Source organism: Streptomyces pristinaespiralis (genome assembly GCF_001278075.1).
Lineage (GTDB): Bacteria > Actinomycetota > Actinomycetes > Streptomycetales > Streptomycetaceae > Streptomyces > Streptomyces pristinaespiralis.
The window spans coordinates 3,403,771-3,420,799 of the sequence record NZ_CP011340.1 but is presented as its reverse complement, the minus strand read 5'-3'; the positions used below and the strand labels follow the sequence as shown (position 1 = coordinate 3,420,799).

Below are 17,029 nucleotides of genomic sequence, written 5' to 3'. Positions count from 1 at the left end.
TCCCCGGCCGCGGACCGGGGCCGTCAGGGGGCGCCGACCAGACGCTGGGTCTCGAGGGCGGCGGTGTGCGCGTCCATCCGCTCCGCGGAGAGGATCGCGGCGGCGGTGTCGGCGCGCGAGGCGGCGACGACGAGGGCGCGGCCGGCGAGGGCGTGAGCGCGCCGGTGCAGGTCGGCCCGGTCGGCGCCGCTGAGGCCCGCGTGGCGGGCCGGCGGTGCGCCACGCAGCCTCGAGACCTGCTCGGCGATGGCGTCGGCCGCCTGCTCGAGACCGAGTTCGTCGGTCACGGCCAGCAGCGCGGCGAGGTGCCCGGCCAGCTGGATGTCCAGCTCTTCCTCGCGGCTCCGGTGGGGGTACTGCGCCTCGTCGGCCATCGAGTGGACCGACTTGGTGCGGATCGGCTCGTACATGGGGATGGCCTCCTGCTCACAGTCAGGAGACCATCCTACATTGGATCGAGTCTAAAGTTGAGTCGCTTCGGGAGTCCCGGGCCGGGGCCTGGGACGACGCCCTACGGCTGGCCGTATCCGTCCAGGAACGTGCCGATCCGGGTCACCGCGTCCGCGAGGTCCTTCGCCGTCGGCAGGGTCACGATCCGGAAGTGGTCCGGCTCCGGCCAGTTGAAGCCCGTGCCGTGCACCACCATGATCTTCTCGGCCCGCAGCAGGTCCAGCACCATCTGCCGGTCGTCCTTGATCTTGTAGACCTTGGGGTCGAGCCGCGGGAACAGATACAGCGCCCCCTTCGGCTTCACGCAGGTCACACCGGGGATCTGCGTCAGCAGGTCGTACGCGACGTCCCGCTGCTCCAGGATCCGTCCGCCCGGCAGCACCAGCTCCTCGATCGACTGCCGGCCGCCGAGCGCCGTGGCCACCGCGTGCTGCGAGGGCATGTTGGCGCACAGCCGCATGTTGGCGAGGATCGTCAGTCCCTCGATGTACGAGGAGGCGTGCGCCTTGGGGCCGCAGACCGCCATCCAGCCGGCCCGGTAACCGGCCACCCGGTAGTTCTTGGACAGCCCGTTGAAGGTGAGGACCATCAGGTCGGGGGCGAGGGCGGCGGTGGGGGTGTGGGTCGCGCCGTCGTAGAGGATCCGGTCGTAGATCTCGTCCGAGCAGACGACCAGGTTGTGGCGCCGGGCGATCTCGGTGAGGCTGCGCAGCATCTCGTCGTCGTAGACGGCGCCCGTCGGATTGTTCGGGTTGATGATCACGATCGCCTTGGTGCGGTCGGTGATCTTGCGCTCGATGTCCGCCAGGTCGGGCATCCAGTCGGACTGCTCGTCGCACCGGTAGTGCACGGCCGTGCCGCCGGACAGCGACACCGACGCCGTCCACAGCGGGTAGTCGGGCGCCGGTACGAGCACCTCGTCGCCGTCGTCGAGCAGCGCCTGCATCGACATCTGGATCAGCTCGGAGACGCCGTTGCCCAGATAGATGTCCTCGACGCCGAGCTCGATGCCCTTGGTCTGGTAGTGCTGCATCACCGCGCGCCGCGCGGACAGCAGCCCCTTGGCGTCGCCGTATCCATGGGCGGTGCTGAGGTTGCGGAGGATGTCCTCGAGGATCTCCGGCGGGCACTCGAAGCCGAAGGCGGCCGGGTTGCCGGTGTTCAGCTTGAGGATGCGATGACCTGCTGCCTCCAGCCGCATTGCCTCCTCGAGGACCGGGCCCCGGATTTCGTAACAGACGTTTGCGAGCTTCGTGGACTGGATCACCTGCATGTCTGTGAGCTTACGGGCGCATAACGCTGATCGCTCCGTGTTTTGGGCCGGTGGGTGCACGGCTGAGAATGTCTGCTTTGTGGCTCACCGGGTGACAAGGTCACGGCCCCTTCGAAACCGCAGCGAGGAAGGCCGGACGCCTGTGAATCCGGCAGTCGGCGAGGTGGGTGTTGCCCTCGTCACCTTCCGGTAAGGTGGCTCGCCCGAGCAGTGCTCCCGGTCGTCCGGGAGCGGTGCCACGACCGAGGAGGTGAGACCCATTCCCGCAGTAGCAGGCTGGGCGCTCTCTTCCGCAGCCGTACGGTCCACCGGGCACTGGTGACCGCGAGGGCGCCCCCGTCGGTGCCCCCGAAAGGCTTCCATGTCGGTCTCCGAGCTGTACCCCTCCCCTTCCTCCGTCTCCTCCGTCGTCACCGCGCTGCGCTCCGCGGGCTGCGTCTTCGCGGAGGACGAGGCGGATCTCCTGATCTCCGCGGCCCGCGACCCCCACGAACTCGCCGCCATGGTCGAGCGGCGGATCGCCGGCCTCCCCTTGGAGCACGTGCTCGGCTGGGCCGAGTTCTGCGGTGTGCGCGTGGCCGTCGACCCAGGGGTCTTCGTGCCCCGTCGCCGCAGTGAGTTCCTCGTCGGCCGGGCGATCGCCCTGGCCCCGCCCCGTCCTGTCGTCGTCGACCTCTGCTGCGGTTCCGGAGCGCTGGGCGCGGCGGTGCTGCGCGCCGTCGGCGCCGGTGAGCTGCACGCCGCCGACATCGAGTCCGCCGCCGTGCGGTGCGCCCTGCGGAACGTCGGGCCCGTCGGCGGCCGGGTTCACCAGGGCGACCTCTACGACCCGCTGCCCGCCGGGCTGGCCGGCCGGGTCGATGTGCTCATCGCCAACGCCCCGTACGTGCCCACCGGCGAGATCGGGCTGCTGCCGCCGGAGGCCCGCGACTTCGAGCCCTTGGTGGCCCTCGACGGCGGCCCCGACGGGCTCGGCATCCAGCGGAGGGTGACCGCGCGGGCCGGCCGGTGGCTGGCGCCGGGCGGTTCCCTGCTCATCGAGACCAGCGAGCGGCAGGCGCCTTCCACCGTCGCCGCCTTCACCCGCCACGGGCTCCAGGCGGAGGTGGCCGTCTGCGAGGACCTGGACGCCACCGTCGTCATCGGGAAGCGGCCGGCTCACGCCGCCGGCGCGGATGGCAGCCTGGCCCGCTGACCCGGCGGCCGGCATGGCAGAGCCCCGGGGCGATGGCGCACCCGGGGCCCTGCCGGACGGCGCCGTCGGCGCCGTCCTGAAGTGTCAGACGTTGGCGCAGGCGTTGCCCGCGGCCGGGTTCAGCAGGCCGATCACGTTGATCGTGTTGCCGCAGGCGTTGATCGGGACGTGCACCGGGATCTGGATGACGTTCCCGGAGAGCAGGCCCGGCGAGTGGGCGGCGATGCCCTCGGCACCCGAGTCGGCCATGGCGGGCGCCGCGCTGCCCACGGCCATGATGATGCCCGCGACGACGGCTGCAGCCTTCATGTGCTTCATTTCGATCCTCTCAGCAGTGACACCATGCGTAGCCACGACCTTCGCGCCACGCTGCCGGATTCTTCGCAGGCGTGCGTCACCGCAGAACTAGTAACGATTTGCTTCCCGCCGGGAAGCCACTCCGAGGCCGGTGTCGGGAAAAGTCACTCGTATGCCTCATGATTCATTCTTCGAACCGTGTTCCGGATTCCGCTCCCGAATTCCGTGGGCGCCGCGCTCATTCGTTCCGGGACACGGCAACGCCCCCGGCGCGGACCGCGCCGGGGGCGTTGCCGGGGAGGGTGCGACTAGTCGACGGCCGAGCCGTTGCCGGACAGGACCGGGATGTCGCTGAGGATGTGCGACAGCGGCTCGTCACCCTTGGCCTGGGTGGAGTTCTCGACGCACTGCTGGTTCTGCGGGGCCGACAGGATCGGCACGTCCTGGACGGCGATCGGGATGAGGCCGACCACAGAGCCCACGTTGGCCTTGGCGGGCAGGCCGATGCAGGGCTTGTTCAGCGAGCCCTGGATGAGGCTCATCTGCGGGCTCATGTCGCCGTGGGTGGCGGAGTTGCCGTACTCCTGCGAGGCGAAGTTGCCGCTCGCCGAGTTGGTGCCCCCGTCGTTGCCGAGAGCGAGGGCCTGCGGGGCCATCATCGCGCCGGCGCCCGCCATGGAAGCGGTGACCATGGCCGTCGTCAGAATCTTCTTGATCACTTACTTGTCCCTTTTCGCTATGAACGCTCGAACGAGGAGCAGGCTGATCAACTGCATCTGCGCCGTTTGGTTCCGGGTGTTCACCCGAATGCCGCAATGTGGATCGGGGCTCGTGCACAATTGGCGGCCCTGCAAGCTATCCGATCGGTGAATTCAATATGACAATTTTGGCGACCGGGCCTGTGTCCGCCGAGGAGAAGGGACGGCGGCGGGCCGTCAAGGAGAACGTCGGAGGCGGCCGGGCCCTCGCCTGGCTGCTCGTGGTCACGGGCGCGGCGGGGCTGCTGGCGGCGTGGGTCATCACGATCGACAAGATCAAGCTCGCCGAGGACCCCGGCTTCACGCCCGGGTGCAGTCTCAACCCGGTGGTGTCCTGCGGCAGCGTCATGGAGAGCGACCAGGCGACCGTCTTCGGCTTCCCCAACCCGATGCTGGGCCTGGCGACGTACTCCGTGGTGATCGGCGTCGGCATGGCGCTGCTGGCCGGCGCCCGCTTCGGCCGGGCGTACTGGCTGGGGCTGAACGCCGGTTGCGCCTTCGGTGTCGGCTTCTGCACCTGGCTGCAGTACCAGTCGCTGTACGAGATCAACGCGCTCTGCCTGTGGTGCTCCCTCGCGTGGGTCGCCACGATCTTCATGTTCTGGTCGGTGACCGCGCACAACGTCCGCCACCGGCTGCTGCCCGCGCCCGCCTGGCTGAGGGGCTTCCTCGACGAGTTCGGCTGGGTGCCGCCGGTCCTGCACACCGGTGTCATCGGCATGCTGATCCTGACCCGCTGGTGGGACTTCTGGACCTCCTGAAGCGGCGCGAAGAAGCGAAGGACCCCGGCGGCCGCGGGCCGCCGGGGTCCTTCGTCGTGCGGGGCGACTAGTCGATCGCCGAGCCGTTGCCCGACAGGATCGGGATGTCGTTGAGGATGTGCGACAGCGGCTCGTCACCCTTGGCCTGCGTGGAGTTCTCGACGCACTGCTGGTTCTGCGGGGCCGACAGGATCGGGATGTCCTGGACGGCGACCGGGATGCCGCCGATGAGGGAGCCGGCGTTGGCCTTGAGCGGCAGGCCGACACAGGGCTTGTTGAGGGAGCCCTGGACCAGGCTGAGCTGCGGGCTCATCTTGCCGTAGGTGGCGGAGTTGCCGTAGCTCTGGGTGGCGCCGTTGCCGCTCAGCGAGTTGGTCCCGCCGTCGTTGCCGAGGGCCATCGCCTGCGGCGCCATGGATGCGCCGGCGGCCGCCACGGAGAGCGCCAGCGCTGCCGTAGCCGTAACCTTCTTCAGCATTTTCTGTCCTTCTGTTGCTTGGGTGCCCGCCGATGGAGCGCCCTGGACAACCAGAAGTCGAAGCCTTTGGTTCTTTCGATTCACTCCAACGGCCCTGTCGGCCGGCCGTGTTCCCCGGTTCCGCGCAAGCGCGTGCCGGGCAGGGACGGACCCCGCCGCGCGTCGTCGGCGGGGCCCGCCCCGAGGGCTCGGAGCCGTACCGCCCGGTCAGCCGCCCAGGGAGACGCCGCCCAGCATGGGCGTCAGCGAGCCCGCCGTCTTCAGGACCTGCTCCGGGGCGTCGCCCTTGACGTTGTTGAGCTCTGTCGCGCTGTCCGCGACCTGGTTCACCGCGGAGCCCGCCTCGACCGACTCCATCTCCGGGAGCGCGGTCACCAGCTCGGCGACACCGCCGTTGAGGCTCATGGGCGGCATGCCCGCCGAACCGGCGGCGAAGGCGGGAGAGGCCGCCCCCAGCGCCGCCACGGAGCCGGCAATGATCGCAGCAGCCTTCGAGTACTTCATCTTTTCGAATCCCTTTCCCCGGCGGGTTCTCCGCCGTCGACAGGGGTAACGAGCCGTGGCCGTACGGGAAACCCCGCATCCCGGCCTTTCTCCACCGCGCGGCGGGACCGGGTCGCCGCTCGCAAGCGGTTCCTCTCAACGACCGAACGGGGAAAGGGTTTTGCCGTATCACTCGTTGGAATGGCTCCGTTCGTGCTGTCAGGGCACCGCCGTCATGTGTGACGAGCCCGTATGTAAGGCGAATGAGATGGCAGCCAAATGGCCGCACGTGCGCGTCCGGCGTGAATTCCACCTAGCTTTCTGACAAAGTGCACTCCTGTTTTGTCGACTTGATCGAAAATGGAGAGCCACCCATGCCGGAGTCGCCGGGCATCGCCGCGCGAGGCGTCCTCGGAGCACTGCTCTGCACGGCGTTCTCGGCCGCTCCGCTCACGGCCGCGGCGGCCCCGGCCCCCACGCCGCCGGAAGCATCCGGCATTCCCTTCACGCAGCGTTACCATTCGGTGCACCGCGGCGGGATCGTCCGCGCCGCGAACTCCGCCATCACCTGCCGCAGTCCCAAGAGCAAGGACGCGGCCTCCTGTTCGTCCCTCCAGCAAGGCGCGCAGGGCGCCAACGGCGACTACGACATGTTCTACGTCGACCTCGACGACGACCCCAACACCTACAACTCCAGCCGGGCCCGCCTCTCCCTGCCGGCGGACTCCCGTGTGCGTTACGCCCGCCTGTACTGGGGCGGGAACCTCCGCGTCGGAGAGCAGAAACCCCCGAAGGACAACGGCCGTGTCCTGATCGCCGAACCGGGCGGCGACTACAAGGAAGTGCTGGCCGACACCCAGGTCGCACACCGCGACGCGGACGGCAGCGACTCCTACCAGGCGTCCGCCGACATCACGCCCCTGGTGCGCAGCAGCGGCTCCGGCCACTGGACCGTCGCCCAGATCAACGTGGCGATGGGCCACTCGAAGGCGGGTGCCTGGGGCGGCTGGACCATGGTCGTGGCCTACGAGAAGGACACCGACCCGCTGCGTGAACTCGTGCTGTGGGACGGCTTCGAGAGCGTCCGCCCCGGGCGCGCGCAGCACTCCGTGACCATGACCGGCCTGCGGATCGGGCCACGCTCGGCCGGACGTGCCGGGCTCGTCGCCTACGACGGCGACCGCGGCGCCCGCGGCGACTCGGTGCGCGTGCGGGCCGATGACAAAGGACAGCTTCTGATCGACGACCGCGCCAATCCGTCCGACGACAGCATGAATTCGACCATTGCCGACTTCGGTACCACGGTGACCGGACGGCAGCCCGCCCACGCCAACACGCTCGGGTACGACTCCGACGTGTTCGACATCCGGCCCGCCCTGGCGGACGGTGCGAATTCGCTGACGTTCCGCTTCGGCGCCGAAGACAACGGGCATTTCCTCGGCGCTCTCTTCGTACAGGCCGACGCGCGCCGCTGATTCACGCACCCACAGTCCACCGCGTTCGAAGAAGGCCGCACGTGCTGCAAAGAAACTGGACTGAGAAAAGCCGAATGACGGTGTTCCACCTGGTTCAGCCGGTGGAGGGGGGAGTGGCACGGGTCGTCACCGACCTCGTCGACGCACAGGTACGCGAGGGCATCCGGGCCGTCGTCGCCTGCCCACCGCAGGGGCCGCTTCCCCGCCTGGCGGCACAGGCCGGTGCGCAGGTGCACCCGTGGCCCGCCGGCCGGGAGCCCGGTCCGCGGCTCGCGGCCGAAGTACGCGCCGTCACCCGGCTGATCCGGACCGGCGCACCGCACATCGTGCACGCGCACAGCGCCAAGGCCGGACTCGCCGGACGGCTCGCCGTACGCGGCCGGGTGCCGACGGTGTTCCAGCCGCACGCCTGGTCGTTCGATGCGGTGCGGGGGCGCAGCGCCGAACTCGCCCTGAGGTGGGAGCGCCACGGCTCGCGCTGGAGCACCCGCACCCTCTGCGTCAGCGAGAGCGAGCGCCGCGCGGGCGAGGAGGCGGGCATCCGCGCCCGCTGGTCGGTGATCCGCAACGGCATCGACCTGACGTACTTCACCCCTCGCGGCGAACACGGCCGCGAGGAGGCCCGCGCCCGGCTGCCGGAACTGGACGGTACGCCCGCGTGGGCGCCCCTCGTCGTCTGCGTGGGCCGGCTGTGCCGGCAGAAGGGACAGGACGTGCTGCTGCGGGCCTGGACCGAGGTGGCCCGGGCGGTCCCCGGCGCCCGGCTCGTACTCGTCGGCGAGGGGCCGGACCGGGAAGCGCTGCGGCAGGGCGCACCACCAGGGGTGATCTTCGCCGGCGACCGGGCCGACACCCGGCCGTGGCTGCACGCCGCCGACCTGGCCGTACTGCCCTCGCGCTGGGAGGGCATGGCGCTCGCCCCGCTCGAGGCGATGGCCTGCGGGCTGCCCGTCGTGGTCACCGACGTCAGCGGCGCCAGGGAGAGCCTGCCGCCCGGTCAGGAGCCTTACGCGCTGGTCCCGCCGGAGGATCCGTCCACGCTCGCGGCGGCGCTGGTCCGGCTGCTGTCGGACCCCGCACTCCGCCAGGACCTCGGCCGCCGGGCCGAGGAACACACACGGGCCACGTCCGACGTGCGCAGGACGGCGGCCGCCGTCCTGCGCCTGTACCAGGAACTACTGAGCCCGCACCGATCCTTGACGAGGGAGCGCAGCGAACGATGACGACGGAGAGTGCCCCCGCTCCCCACAGCACCCGGGCGACGACCGCCCGCCGCCCGGCGCCCTCGCTCCACGCGCCACGCCGCGCGGCCGCAGGCCGACCACCCGTCCGTTCGCACCGCCTGTCCGCCCGCCGTGACCGTCCGACCGCGCTGGTCGTGGCCGACGCCACCGCCGCCGTCGTCACCCTGGCCCTCGCTCCGGCCGTGCTGTGGCCCACGGCCGACTTGCCGGCCGTGTCGGTGGTGCCGCTCGTGACGTTCCAGGGCGTGCTGCACGCCTGGCGCGGCCTCTACCGGCACCGGCTGTCGCCGTCGGCGCTCGCCGAACTGCCCACGCTCCTCGGGCTCGCGATGCTCCCGTGGTACGCCCTCACCGCCACCTTCGCCGCCCAGGACCCCCACTACGGGGTCGTCCTCGCCGCACCGGCGCTCGCCGCCGGCGGCCAGGCGCTGCTCGCCTGCGCCGGCCGGGCGGCCGTCCACCACGCACGCCGACGGGCGGCCGCGCGCAGGCCGCGGTCCGCGCTCGTCGTCGGCCACGGGCCGGTCGCCCAGCAGGTCACCGCGGCCCTCTACGAGCACCCCGAGTACGGGATGCGGCCGGTCGGACAGGTCGACCCGGACCGGCTCGGCGGACCGGTCCAGGCGACCCTGCCCGTCCTGGTGAGACCGGAGGACGTCAGCCGGGCGGTCATCCAGAACGCCGTCGGCCATGCCGTCTTCACCCGGCCGCCCGGCACCGGCCCGGAGAGCGCCGCGCTGCTCGGCCTGTTCGCCCGGCACGACTGCCGGGTGTGGCTGGTCGACGGCACGCCCGCGGATCGGGCCACGCATCGGGGGTCACCGGGCAAGGACCACCTGTGGGGATTCCCCGTCAGGCCGCTGGACACGGCGCGCCGGCCGTTCGCCCTCGCGGGGAAGCGGGCCATGGACGTGTGCCTCGCCGCGATCGCCCTCGTCGCGGCAGCGCCCGTACTGGCCGTCTGCGCGCTCGCCGTCCGTCTCTCCGACGGGCCCGGAATCATCTTCCGGCAGGAGCGGATCGGGCTCGACGGGCGGCCGTTCGTGCTGCTGAAGTTCCGCACCATCAGTCCCGTCGACGAGCACGAGTCCGCCACCCGCTGGAGCGTGGCCTGCGACCGGCGGATGAGCGTCACCGGCAGCCTGCTGCGCCGCACCTCGCTCGACGAACTGCCGCAGCTGTGGAACGTGCTGCGGGGCGACATGAGCCTGGTCGGCCCGCGGCCGGAACGCCCGTACTTCGTCGCCAAGTTCAGCCATGTGCATCCCGGCTACCAGGCGCGCCACCGGATGCCCGTCGGCATCACCGGGCTCGCGCAGATCCACGGCCTGCGCGGCGACACCTCCATCGAGGAACGAGCCCGCTTCGACAACCACTACATCGACACCTGGTCGCTGTGGCAGGACGTCTGCATCCTGGCCCGCACCGCGGCCTCCGTGCTGAGGCTGGGAGGCAGCTGAGATGACAGCCGTCACCTGGACCGCCGTGCGGCACATCCGCACACCACCCTTCCTCCGCCTGCTGCCGCTGGTCGCGACCGTGCTGCTGCCGGCCGCGCCGCTGCCGGCGGTCGGGAGCGGCGCGGGCACGGTGAGCCCGGCGGACATCGCCTCCGCGGTCCTGGTGGTGTGGTGCGCGGCCGAGGTCCTGCACCGCCGCTCCCGGCCGCTGACGCCCGCCGCCGCCGTCGTGTTCGGCCTGCCCGTCGTCGGCTTCGCCGTCGCGACCGTCACCGCGGCCCAGCCGCAGGCCGCGCTCCCCGGCTTCGTGCGCTACCTGCAGGTCTTCGTCCTCGTGCCGCTGGCCGTCGTGCTGCTCGTGCGGGACGCGCGCGACTTCCGCGTCGTCGCCGGCGCGCTGGTCGTCCTGGCGCTCGCCCAGGGCACCGTGGGCACCTACCAGTTCGCCACCGGCACCGGCGCCTCCTACATGGGCGAGAACATCCGCGCCGTGGGCACCTTCGGACCGACGGACGTCATGGGGATGGCGACCGTCGTGTCGTACGGGCTGATCGCGGCGCTCGCCCTCGCCCTGCGCCCCCCGGCCGACGCTCCCCCCTGGCTGCGACCGTGCGCCCTCACGGCCGCGGCCGTGCTCGTCGTGCCGCTCGCCCTGTCGTTCAGCAGGGGCGCGTGGATCGCCACGGCGCTCGCCGCGGTCGCCGTGGTCGCGCTGTGCGGGCTGCGGCAGGCGGTGCGGGTCCTTTCCGCGGTGGCCGCGATCGGTGTCGTACTCGTCGGGGGCCTCGGCATCGGCTCCCAGATGATCTCCGAGCGCCTCAGCAGCATCACCCGCGTCACCGACGCGCCGGACCGGTCGGTCGGCGACCGGTACGCGATGTGGGCGGCGGCGGCCGGGATGTGGCGCGAGGAGCCGGCGGCGGGGGTCGGGCTGAAGGGCTTCCCGGCACACCGAGACGGCCATTCCTCGATCGGCCTGTCCGCCGGCAGCGACATCGCCGGTGCGGGCAGGGAGTTCGAGAAGCAGCCGCTGCTGTCGCCGCACAACATGTATCTGCTCGTCCTCGGCGAGCAGGGCCTGATCGGGCTGACCGCGCTCGCCGGCAGCCTCGCCGCCGTCCTCGTCCTGGGCCTGCGTCGTCTCGTCGGCGGGGACGGGAACGTGCGCCGTTTCGTCGGCGGGGACGGGTACCTGCGTGACCTTGCCGGCGGGGACGGGAACTCGCGTCGCCTTGCCGGCGGGGTGGGGCACCCGCGCCGTTTCGTCGGCAGGGACGGGTACCTGCGCCGCCTGGCCGACCGGGACGGGTTCCCGCGCCGCCTTGCCCGCGGAGGCCGGAACCCGCGCCGTCACGGTGGCGGGCCGCACGGGCCGGCCGTGGACTGCGGGCTGACGGCGGTGGGCCTGATGCTCTGGCAGACCGTCGACTTCCTCTACGCCGACATCGGCGGCCCGTCGACGGCTCTCACGGGTGTGCTGCTGGGCCTGGCGGCCTGGTGGGCGCTCGGCGGAACGAGGCGTGCGTGACCGACGACCCGCGCCCGGCCGCCGGCCGTCGCCTTCGGACAGCGCCGCCCCTGGCGCCGGGCCGCCACGCGGCGTCCCGGGGGAACGACGCCGCCGGTGCCGTGCGGGCCCTGGCCCAGGAACGGGTGAACCAGGGCGGGATCCACGGCGGGGCCGCCGACGACCGGCCACCCCACGACCGCCCGGAGCAGCAGCCCCTCGTGACCGCGGCCGGGGAGCCGCGCGCGGCGGCGCGGCAGGCGGAGCGCACCGCCGACGGGCCGTTCCCCCGGCCCGCAGCCCCGGCGCGGGGGCGGCACGCCCGCCGGGGCGGGCGGACGGGCGGCGCGGGACGCGGCACACCGCCAGCGCTCGGGCGGTTCCTCTTCCGGGCGGCCGCGGTCACCGCCGGGCTCACCGCGGCGGGTGCCGTGCTCGGGCTGGTGCGCGACCAGACCATCGCGCACATCTTCGGGGCCGGCATCGAGAGCGACGCGTTCCTCATCGCCTGGACCGTCCCCGAGATGGCCTCCACGCTCCTCATCGAGGACGCGATGGCCCTGCTGCTGGTGCCCGCGTTCAGCCACGCCCTCGCCCGGCGGGAGGCCGGCCGCCGGATCACCGACCCCGTGGGGGAGCTGGTCTCCGCCACCTTCCCGCGGCTGTTCGCGCTGCTGACCTGCGCGGCGGGTCTGCTGCTGATCGGGGCGCCGCTCGTCGTGCGGGTGCTCGCGCCGGGCTTCGGCGACCTGGGACTCGCCGTGGACTGCACCCGACTGACCGCGCTGACCGTCCTCACCTTCGGTGTCACCGGCTACTTCAGCGCCGCCCTGCGCGCCCACGGCAGCTTCCTGCGCCCCGCGAGCGTCTACGTCGCCTACAACGCCGGCATCATCGCCACGACGCTCGCCCTGCACTCGGTGTGGGGCGTACGCGCCGCCGCGGCCGGCGTGGCCTTCGGCAGCCTGCTCATGGTGGCGGTGCAACTGCCCGCCTTCGCCCGCCGGACGACCCTGCGGCCGCTGGTGCGCCGCCCCCGGGCGAAGGCGCCTCTCCTCGGCGCGGCCGTCCTCGCGCCGGTCGTGCTCTTCGCGGTCGGCCGCCAGTCCCAGGTCCTCGTCGAGCGCTTCCTCGCCGCGCCGCTCCCCGCCGGGGCGATCTCCCATCTCAACTACGCGCAGAAGGTTGCGCAGATGCCGATGGTGCTGTCGCTGATGGTGTGCACGGTGACGTTCCCCGTCGTCGCCAAGGCCATGGCGGAGGGCGACCGCGACCGTGCCCGCCGCCGTGTCGAGCAGGACCTCGCCATGGCCGGCGCGACGGTGCTGCTCGGCACCGCGCTGGTCGTCGGATACGCGCCCCAGATCATCGAAGTGCTCTTCCAGCGCGGCGCGTTCGACGCGCGGGACACCGCCACCACGGCCACCGTCATGCGCGTGTACGCCGCCGGGCTCCTCGGCCACTGCCTCGTCGGCGCGCTCTGCCGGCCGTTCTTCTCCGCCGGCCGGGCCACCTGGTTCCCGGCCGGCGCCATGGCCGTGGGCCTCGCCGTGACCGTCGTCGCCGGAGCGGTCGCGGTGGGCACGTTCGGCGTGAACGGCATCGCGGCCGCCAACGCCGCCGGCATCAGCACCACCGCCCTGCTGCTGCTGTGCGGCCTCGGATCCCGGGGGGTCGCCATCCAGGTGCGCTCCGTCGGCGGCCGCATCGGACGCCTCACGGTGGCGGCGGCCGCCGCCACCGCGGCCGGGCTCCTCGCCGCGCCGCTGACCGGCGGGCCGCTGCAGAGCCTCGCCGCAGGCTGTCTGCTCACGCCCGCCGTCTTCCTGCTCACCGCCCGCGCCCTGCGCGCGCCCGAAGCCGTACACCTGCTGGGACTCGCCCGACGGAGGCTGCTTCATGACCACTGACACCGCGGCGCCGGCCGCCGCCCCGGCCCTCGACCAGCCGTGGATCCTGATGTACCACACCGTGGCCGACCCCACCGACGACCCGTACGGCATCGCCGTCGCACCCGACCGCCTCGAACTCCAGCTCCGCTGGCTGCGCGCCCGCGGCCTGCGCGGGGTCGGGGTGGCCGACCTGCTGCGCGCGCGCACCGCCGGCGACGCCGCCGGCCTCGTCGGCCTCACCTTCGACGACGGTTACGCCGACTTCGTCGAGACGGCACTGCCGATCCTTGCGAGGTACGACTGCACGGCCACCGTGTTCGTACTGCCGGGCCGGCTCGGCGGCACCAACGAGTGGGACGCCGAGGGCCCGCGCCGCGCGCTGCTCACCGGCCGGCAGATCAGGGCCGCCGCGGAGGCGGGCACCGAGATCGCCTCGCACGGACTGTTCCACCACCGGCTGCCGGGCTGCCCGGACGACGTGCTCCTCGAGGAGACCGTCCGCAGCCGCGAACTCCTGTGCGAGCTCACCGGCACGGCCCCGGCCGGCTTCTGCTACCCGTACGGCACCTTCGACCGGCGTGCCGCCGACGCCGTGCGCCGGGCGGGCTACTCGTACGCCTGCGCCATCGCCCCCGGCGCGGAGGCCGGCCCTTACGCCCTGCCCCGCACGCACATCAGCCAGGCCGACCGGGGCGCCCGGCTGTGGGCGAAGCGGCTGCGGCACCGGGCGCGCCGTCTTCCGGCGCTCGGCCCGGTCCACCTCGGCGGTGCCGGATGAGGGTCCTGCACATCATCACCGGTCTCGGCGTCGGCGGCGCGGAACAGCAACTGCGGCTGCTGCTGCGCCATCTCCCCGCCGAGTGCGACGTCGTGACCCTCACCAATCCCGGGCCGGTCGCCGACGGGCTGCGCGCGGACGGCGTGTCGGTCACCCACCTCGGCATGCGGGGCAACACGGACCTCACGGCCCTGCCGCGACTGACCGGGTTCGTCCGGCGCGGCCGCTACGACCTCGTGCACACGCACCTGTACCGGGCCTGCGTCTACGGGCGGATCGCCGCCCGGCTCGCCGGGGTGCGGGCCGCCGTCGCCACCGAACACTCCCTGGGGGGCCGGGAGATCGAGGGCCGGCCGCTCACCCGGGGCACCCGCGCGCTGTACCTCACCACCGAACGCCTCGGCGCGGCCACCGTCGCCGTCTCCCCGACCGTGGCCGGCCGGCTCCGCGACTGGGGCGTCCCCGGCCCCCGCATCCACGTCGTGCCGAACGGCATCGACGCGGCCCGGTTCCGCTTCGACGCTTCCGGGCGGCGCGCCACAAGGCGCCGGCTCGGCGTCCCCGCCGACGCCTACGTGGTCGGCGGCGTGGGCCGGCTCGTTCCCGGCAAACGCTTCGACGTCCTGGTCGAGGCGGTCGCCGCGGTCCCCGGCGTCCGGCTGCTGCTCGCCGGCGACGGCCCGGAGCGGGAGGCGCTGCACGCCCTCGCCGTACGGCTCCGGGCGGCGGACCGGATCCGGCTGCTCGGCGAGTGCGACGCCGACGGTGTCGCGGCGCTGCTGTCCGCCGCGGACCTGTTCGTGTCGGCCTCCCGTGAGGAGGCCTTCGGGCTCGCCGTGGTCGAGGCCCTCGCCGCCGGGCTGCCGGTCCTGCACAGCACCTGCCCCGCCGTCGACGACCTTCCGCCGGACGACGCACCGGGCGCCACCCGGCTGCGCGACGGCGGCGTCCGTGAGCTCACGGACGCCCTGCGCGCCCGCACGACCGCGGGCCCCCGCCGGCTGCCGCCGCCCCGCGCGGTCGGCCGCTACGACATCGCACGGGGCAGCCGCCTCCTGATGGACGTGTACGCGCACGCCCTGGACACCGCCCGACCGGACCGTGACCGGCCGGAGCACTTCCACCCCTACCCGACCCGGAGAGCACTGCCATGACCGAGACGCCCGAGCAGGAGCCCGCCGCCCGCGGCCGGTTCCGCCGCCTTGCGAAGATCACCCTGCCCGTCTGGTGGCCCCTGCCGGTCTGCGCCCTGCTCGGCACGGCCTGCGGCGCCTCCTACGGCCTGCTCAAAGCCCCCGAGTACGCCTCCACCAGCTATGTCGTCGCCGTGCCCGCCAAGGACTCCGACCCCGCCGCCGCGCTCGGCTTCGCCCAGGCCTACGGGCGGATCGCCACCAGCGACTCGACCCTCGCCTACGCGCGGGTCGCGGCCGGCGTCCCGGCACGCGAACTGCGCGACCGGGTGGAGACGGAGACGTCCCCCGACTCGCCGATGATCGCCATCACCGGCACGTCGACCGATCCCGACCAGGCCGCCGACATCGCCAACGCGGTCACCGATGCCATCTTCGTGAGCAGCAATCAGGTGTCCAAGAACACCGGCGTCTCACTGACCCTCTTCTCGCAGGCGGTCTCACCGGACGAGCCGGTCTCCCCGTCGCTGCCCCTCGCCACGGCCGTCGGCGGCTGCGCGGGCGGACTGCTCGGCGGGCTGGCGCTGCTCGTGGGACCGCGCCGCAGGGCCGGCCTCACGACCGCCGGCGTGCCCGCGCCCGCGCACCCCTCGGAACCGGCGGGCGAACGGGAGCTGGTGTGACCCCGGGCGGCGGGCGGATCTCCGTCACCCTGTGCCGCGACCCGGAGGCCTTCGCCGCACTGGCGCCGGAATGGAACCGGCTGCACGACACCTGCCCCACCGCCACCCCCTTCCAGAGCCACGCCTGGCTCCACTCCTGGTGGCGGTCCTACGGCACGGACGGCCGGCTGCGTGTCGTCCTCGTCCGCCGCGACGGCCGGCTGATCGGCGCCGCGCCGCTGACGCTGACGCACGGGCCCATGCCGCTGCTCGTCCCGATGGGCGGCCGGATCTCCGACCACTGCGACGTACTCGTCGACGGCGGCGAGGTCCGGACCGCGGTCGGTGCGCTGGAACGGGGCCTTCGCAGAGCGGCCCGCCACGCGGTGATCGACCTGCGCGAGGTGCGTCCCGGCGCGGCGGCGGAGCGTCTCTACGAGAGCTGGAAGGGCGCCCGCGCCCGGCTGCCCGACTCGGTCTGCATGGAGCTCCCCGCCGCCCCCGTCGAGGAACTCGTCAAGCGGATGACGAGTGCCAGGGCACAGCGGGTGCGCGCCAAACTGCGCAAGATCGACGCGCTGAAGATCGAGGCACAGCCCGTGCCCGAGGCGGAGATCGCCGACGCCGTCACGCACTTGCTGCGGCTGCACGAACTCCAGTGGCACGGCCGCGGCGTCAACCCGGAGCATCTCAGACCCCGGTTCGCCGCCCACCTCGTGCGGGCGACCCGCGAAATGGCCCGCCGCGGCGAGGCCGCCCTGACGGAGTACCGGATGGACGGCGAGGTCGTCGCCGCCGCGCTCACCCTGCGCTCGAGGAACATGGCGGGCGGCTATCTGTACGGGGCGGACCCCGCGCTGCGGGACCGGAAGGCCGACGTGGCGACCATGCTGCTGCGCCACGACGCGCAGCAGGCCGTCGACGACGGCCAGGGTGTGCTCAGCCTGCTGCGGGGGGCGGAGTCGTACAAGAGCCACTGGCGGCCCGAGACCGTCACCAACCAGCGGCTGCTGCTCGCCCCGGCCTCGCTGGAGCCGCTGCTGCGGCTGCACGAGACACGTGCGCGGCTGCGCGAACGGGCCGTCGTGACGGTGCGCGAGCGGCTGCCCGCCGCACGGGAGTGGCGCGACCGCCTCAACAGCCGGCGGGCGGCCTCCGCGAGACGCTGACACGCCTCGGGCCG

General features: G+C 73.0%; 17 protein-coding genes. 11 read left to right on the top strand and 6 right to left on the bottom strand.

Annotation, left to right across the window (positions count from 1 at the left end; translation table 11 throughout):
- Positions 1 to 23: 23 nt before the first annotated feature.
- A complete protein-coding gene (locus tag SPRI_RS14225; RefSeq protein ID WP_053556983.1) occupies positions 24 to 410 on the bottom strand; it encodes an SCO4983 family protein in 387 nt (128 codons plus the stop codon).
- Between the two features lie 101 nt (positions 411 to 511).
- Positions 512 to 1,723: a pyridoxal phosphate-dependent aminotransferase gene (locus tag SPRI_RS14220; RefSeq protein WP_005312781.1), complete on the bottom strand. Its 1,212-nt coding sequence runs from the start codon at positions 1,721 to 1,723 to the stop codon at positions 512 to 514.
- Positions 1,724 to 2,084: 361 nt separating this feature from the next.
- On the opposite strand from SPRI_RS14220, the gene SPRI_RS14215 reads away from it, so the two are divergent.
- The gene (locus SPRI_RS14215) at positions 2,085 to 2,918 is read left to right on the top strand and encodes a putative protein N(5)-glutamine methyltransferase (RefSeq protein ID WP_037773875.1); all 834 of its coding nucleotides are present in this window, start codon (positions 2,085 to 2,087) and stop codon (positions 2,916 to 2,918) included.
- An 84-nt stretch (positions 2,919 to 3,002) separates the two neighbouring features.
- Here SPRI_RS14215 and SPRI_RS14210 read toward each other — a convergent pair whose 3' ends face one another.
- Positions 3,003 to 3,236, bottom strand: coding sequence for a chaplin (locus SPRI_RS14210; RefSeq protein WP_037773873.1), 234 nt, complete (start codon positions 3,234 to 3,236; stop codon positions 3,003 to 3,005).
- A 287-nt stretch (positions 3,237 to 3,523) separates the two neighbouring features.
- A complete protein-coding gene (locus tag SPRI_RS14205) occupies positions 3,524 to 3,934 on the bottom strand; it encodes a rodlin (RefSeq protein ID WP_005312776.1) in 411 nt (136 codons plus the stop codon).
- A gap of 158 nt (positions 3,935 to 4,092) precedes the next feature.
- Here SPRI_RS14205 and SPRI_RS14200 point away from each other — a divergent pair, with 158 nt between their 5' ends.
- Positions 4,093 to 4,734: a vitamin K epoxide reductase family protein gene (locus SPRI_RS14200; RefSeq protein WP_005312774.1), complete on the top strand. Its 642-nt coding sequence runs from the start codon at positions 4,093 to 4,095 to the stop codon at positions 4,732 to 4,734.
- A 67-nt stretch (positions 4,735 to 4,801) separates the two neighbouring features.
- Here the strand turns inward: SPRI_RS14200 and SPRI_RS14195 are convergent, their stop codons facing one another.
- Positions 4,802 to 5,212: a rodlin gene (locus SPRI_RS14195; RefSeq protein WP_005312772.1), complete on the bottom strand. Its 411-nt coding sequence runs from the start codon at positions 5,210 to 5,212 to the stop codon at positions 4,802 to 4,804.
- Positions 5,213 to 5,419: 207 nt separating this feature from the next.
- Positions 5,420 to 5,716 carry a hypothetical protein gene (locus SPRI_RS14190; RefSeq protein WP_005312769.1) on the bottom strand — a complete coding sequence of 99 codons (297 nt, stop codon included), beginning with the start codon at positions 5,714 to 5,716 and terminating at the stop codon, positions 5,420 to 5,422.
- Positions 5,717 to 6,069: 353 nt separating this feature from the next.
- Here SPRI_RS14190 and SPRI_RS14185 point away from each other — a divergent pair, with 353 nt between their 5' ends.
- The 9 genes from SPRI_RS14185 (at position 6,070) to SPRI_RS14145 (ending at position 17,015) form a co-directional block, all read left to right on the top strand.
- A complete protein-coding gene (locus SPRI_RS14185) occupies positions 6,070 to 7,170 on the top strand; it encodes a hypothetical protein (protein ID WP_037773872.1) in 1,101 nt (366 codons plus the stop codon).
- Between the two features lie 41 nt (positions 7,171 to 7,211).
- Positions 7,212 to 8,393, top strand: coding sequence for a glycosyltransferase (locus SPRI_RS14180; RefSeq protein ID WP_037773870.1), 1,182 nt, complete (start codon positions 7,212 to 7,214; stop codon positions 8,391 to 8,393).
- Positions 8,390 to 9,874, top strand: a complete 1,485-nt coding sequence (locus SPRI_RS14175; RefSeq protein WP_005312760.1) for an exopolysaccharide biosynthesis polyprenyl glycosylphosphotransferase — start codon at positions 8,390 to 8,392, stop codon at positions 9,872 to 9,874. Before SPRI_RS14180 ends, SPRI_RS14175 begins: the two co-directional genes overlap by 4 nt.
- Before the next feature lies 1 nt (position 9,875).
- Positions 9,876 to 11,402, top strand: a complete 1,527-nt coding sequence (locus SPRI_RS14170) for an O-antigen ligase family protein (RefSeq protein WP_078951251.1) — start codon at positions 9,876 to 9,878, stop codon at positions 11,400 to 11,402.
- A 200-nt stretch (positions 11,403 to 11,602) separates the two neighbouring features.
- Positions 11,603 to 13,291 (top strand): murein biosynthesis integral membrane protein MurJ, encoded by a 1,689-nt coding sequence (gene murJ / locus SPRI_RS14165; RefSeq protein ID WP_078951357.1) that lies wholly within the window; start codon positions 11,603 to 11,605, stop codon positions 13,289 to 13,291.
- Entirely contained in the window at positions 13,281 to 14,051 is a 771-nt protein-coding gene (locus SPRI_RS14160) for a polysaccharide deacetylase family protein (RefSeq protein WP_053556982.1), read from the top strand. The genes murJ and SPRI_RS14160 overlap by 11 nt, the downstream gene beginning before the upstream one ends.
- Positions 14,048 to 15,205, top strand: a complete 1,158-nt coding sequence (locus SPRI_RS14155; RefSeq protein WP_053556981.1) for a glycosyltransferase — start codon at positions 14,048 to 14,050, stop codon at positions 15,203 to 15,205. The genes SPRI_RS14160 and SPRI_RS14155 overlap by 4 nt, the downstream gene beginning before the upstream one ends.
- Complete coding sequence (locus SPRI_RS14150; RefSeq protein ID WP_005312745.1) at positions 15,202 to 15,867, top strand: YveK family protein; 666 nt, start codon at positions 15,202 to 15,204, stop codon at positions 15,865 to 15,867. The genes SPRI_RS14155 and SPRI_RS14150 overlap by 4 nt, the downstream gene beginning before the upstream one ends.
- Positions 15,864 to 17,015 (top strand): GNAT family N-acetyltransferase, encoded by a 1,152-nt coding sequence (locus SPRI_RS14145; protein WP_005312742.1) that lies wholly within the window; start codon positions 15,864 to 15,866, stop codon positions 17,013 to 17,015. Before SPRI_RS14150 ends, SPRI_RS14145 begins: the two co-directional genes overlap by 4 nt.
- Positions 17,016 to 17,029 lie beyond the last annotated feature (14 nt).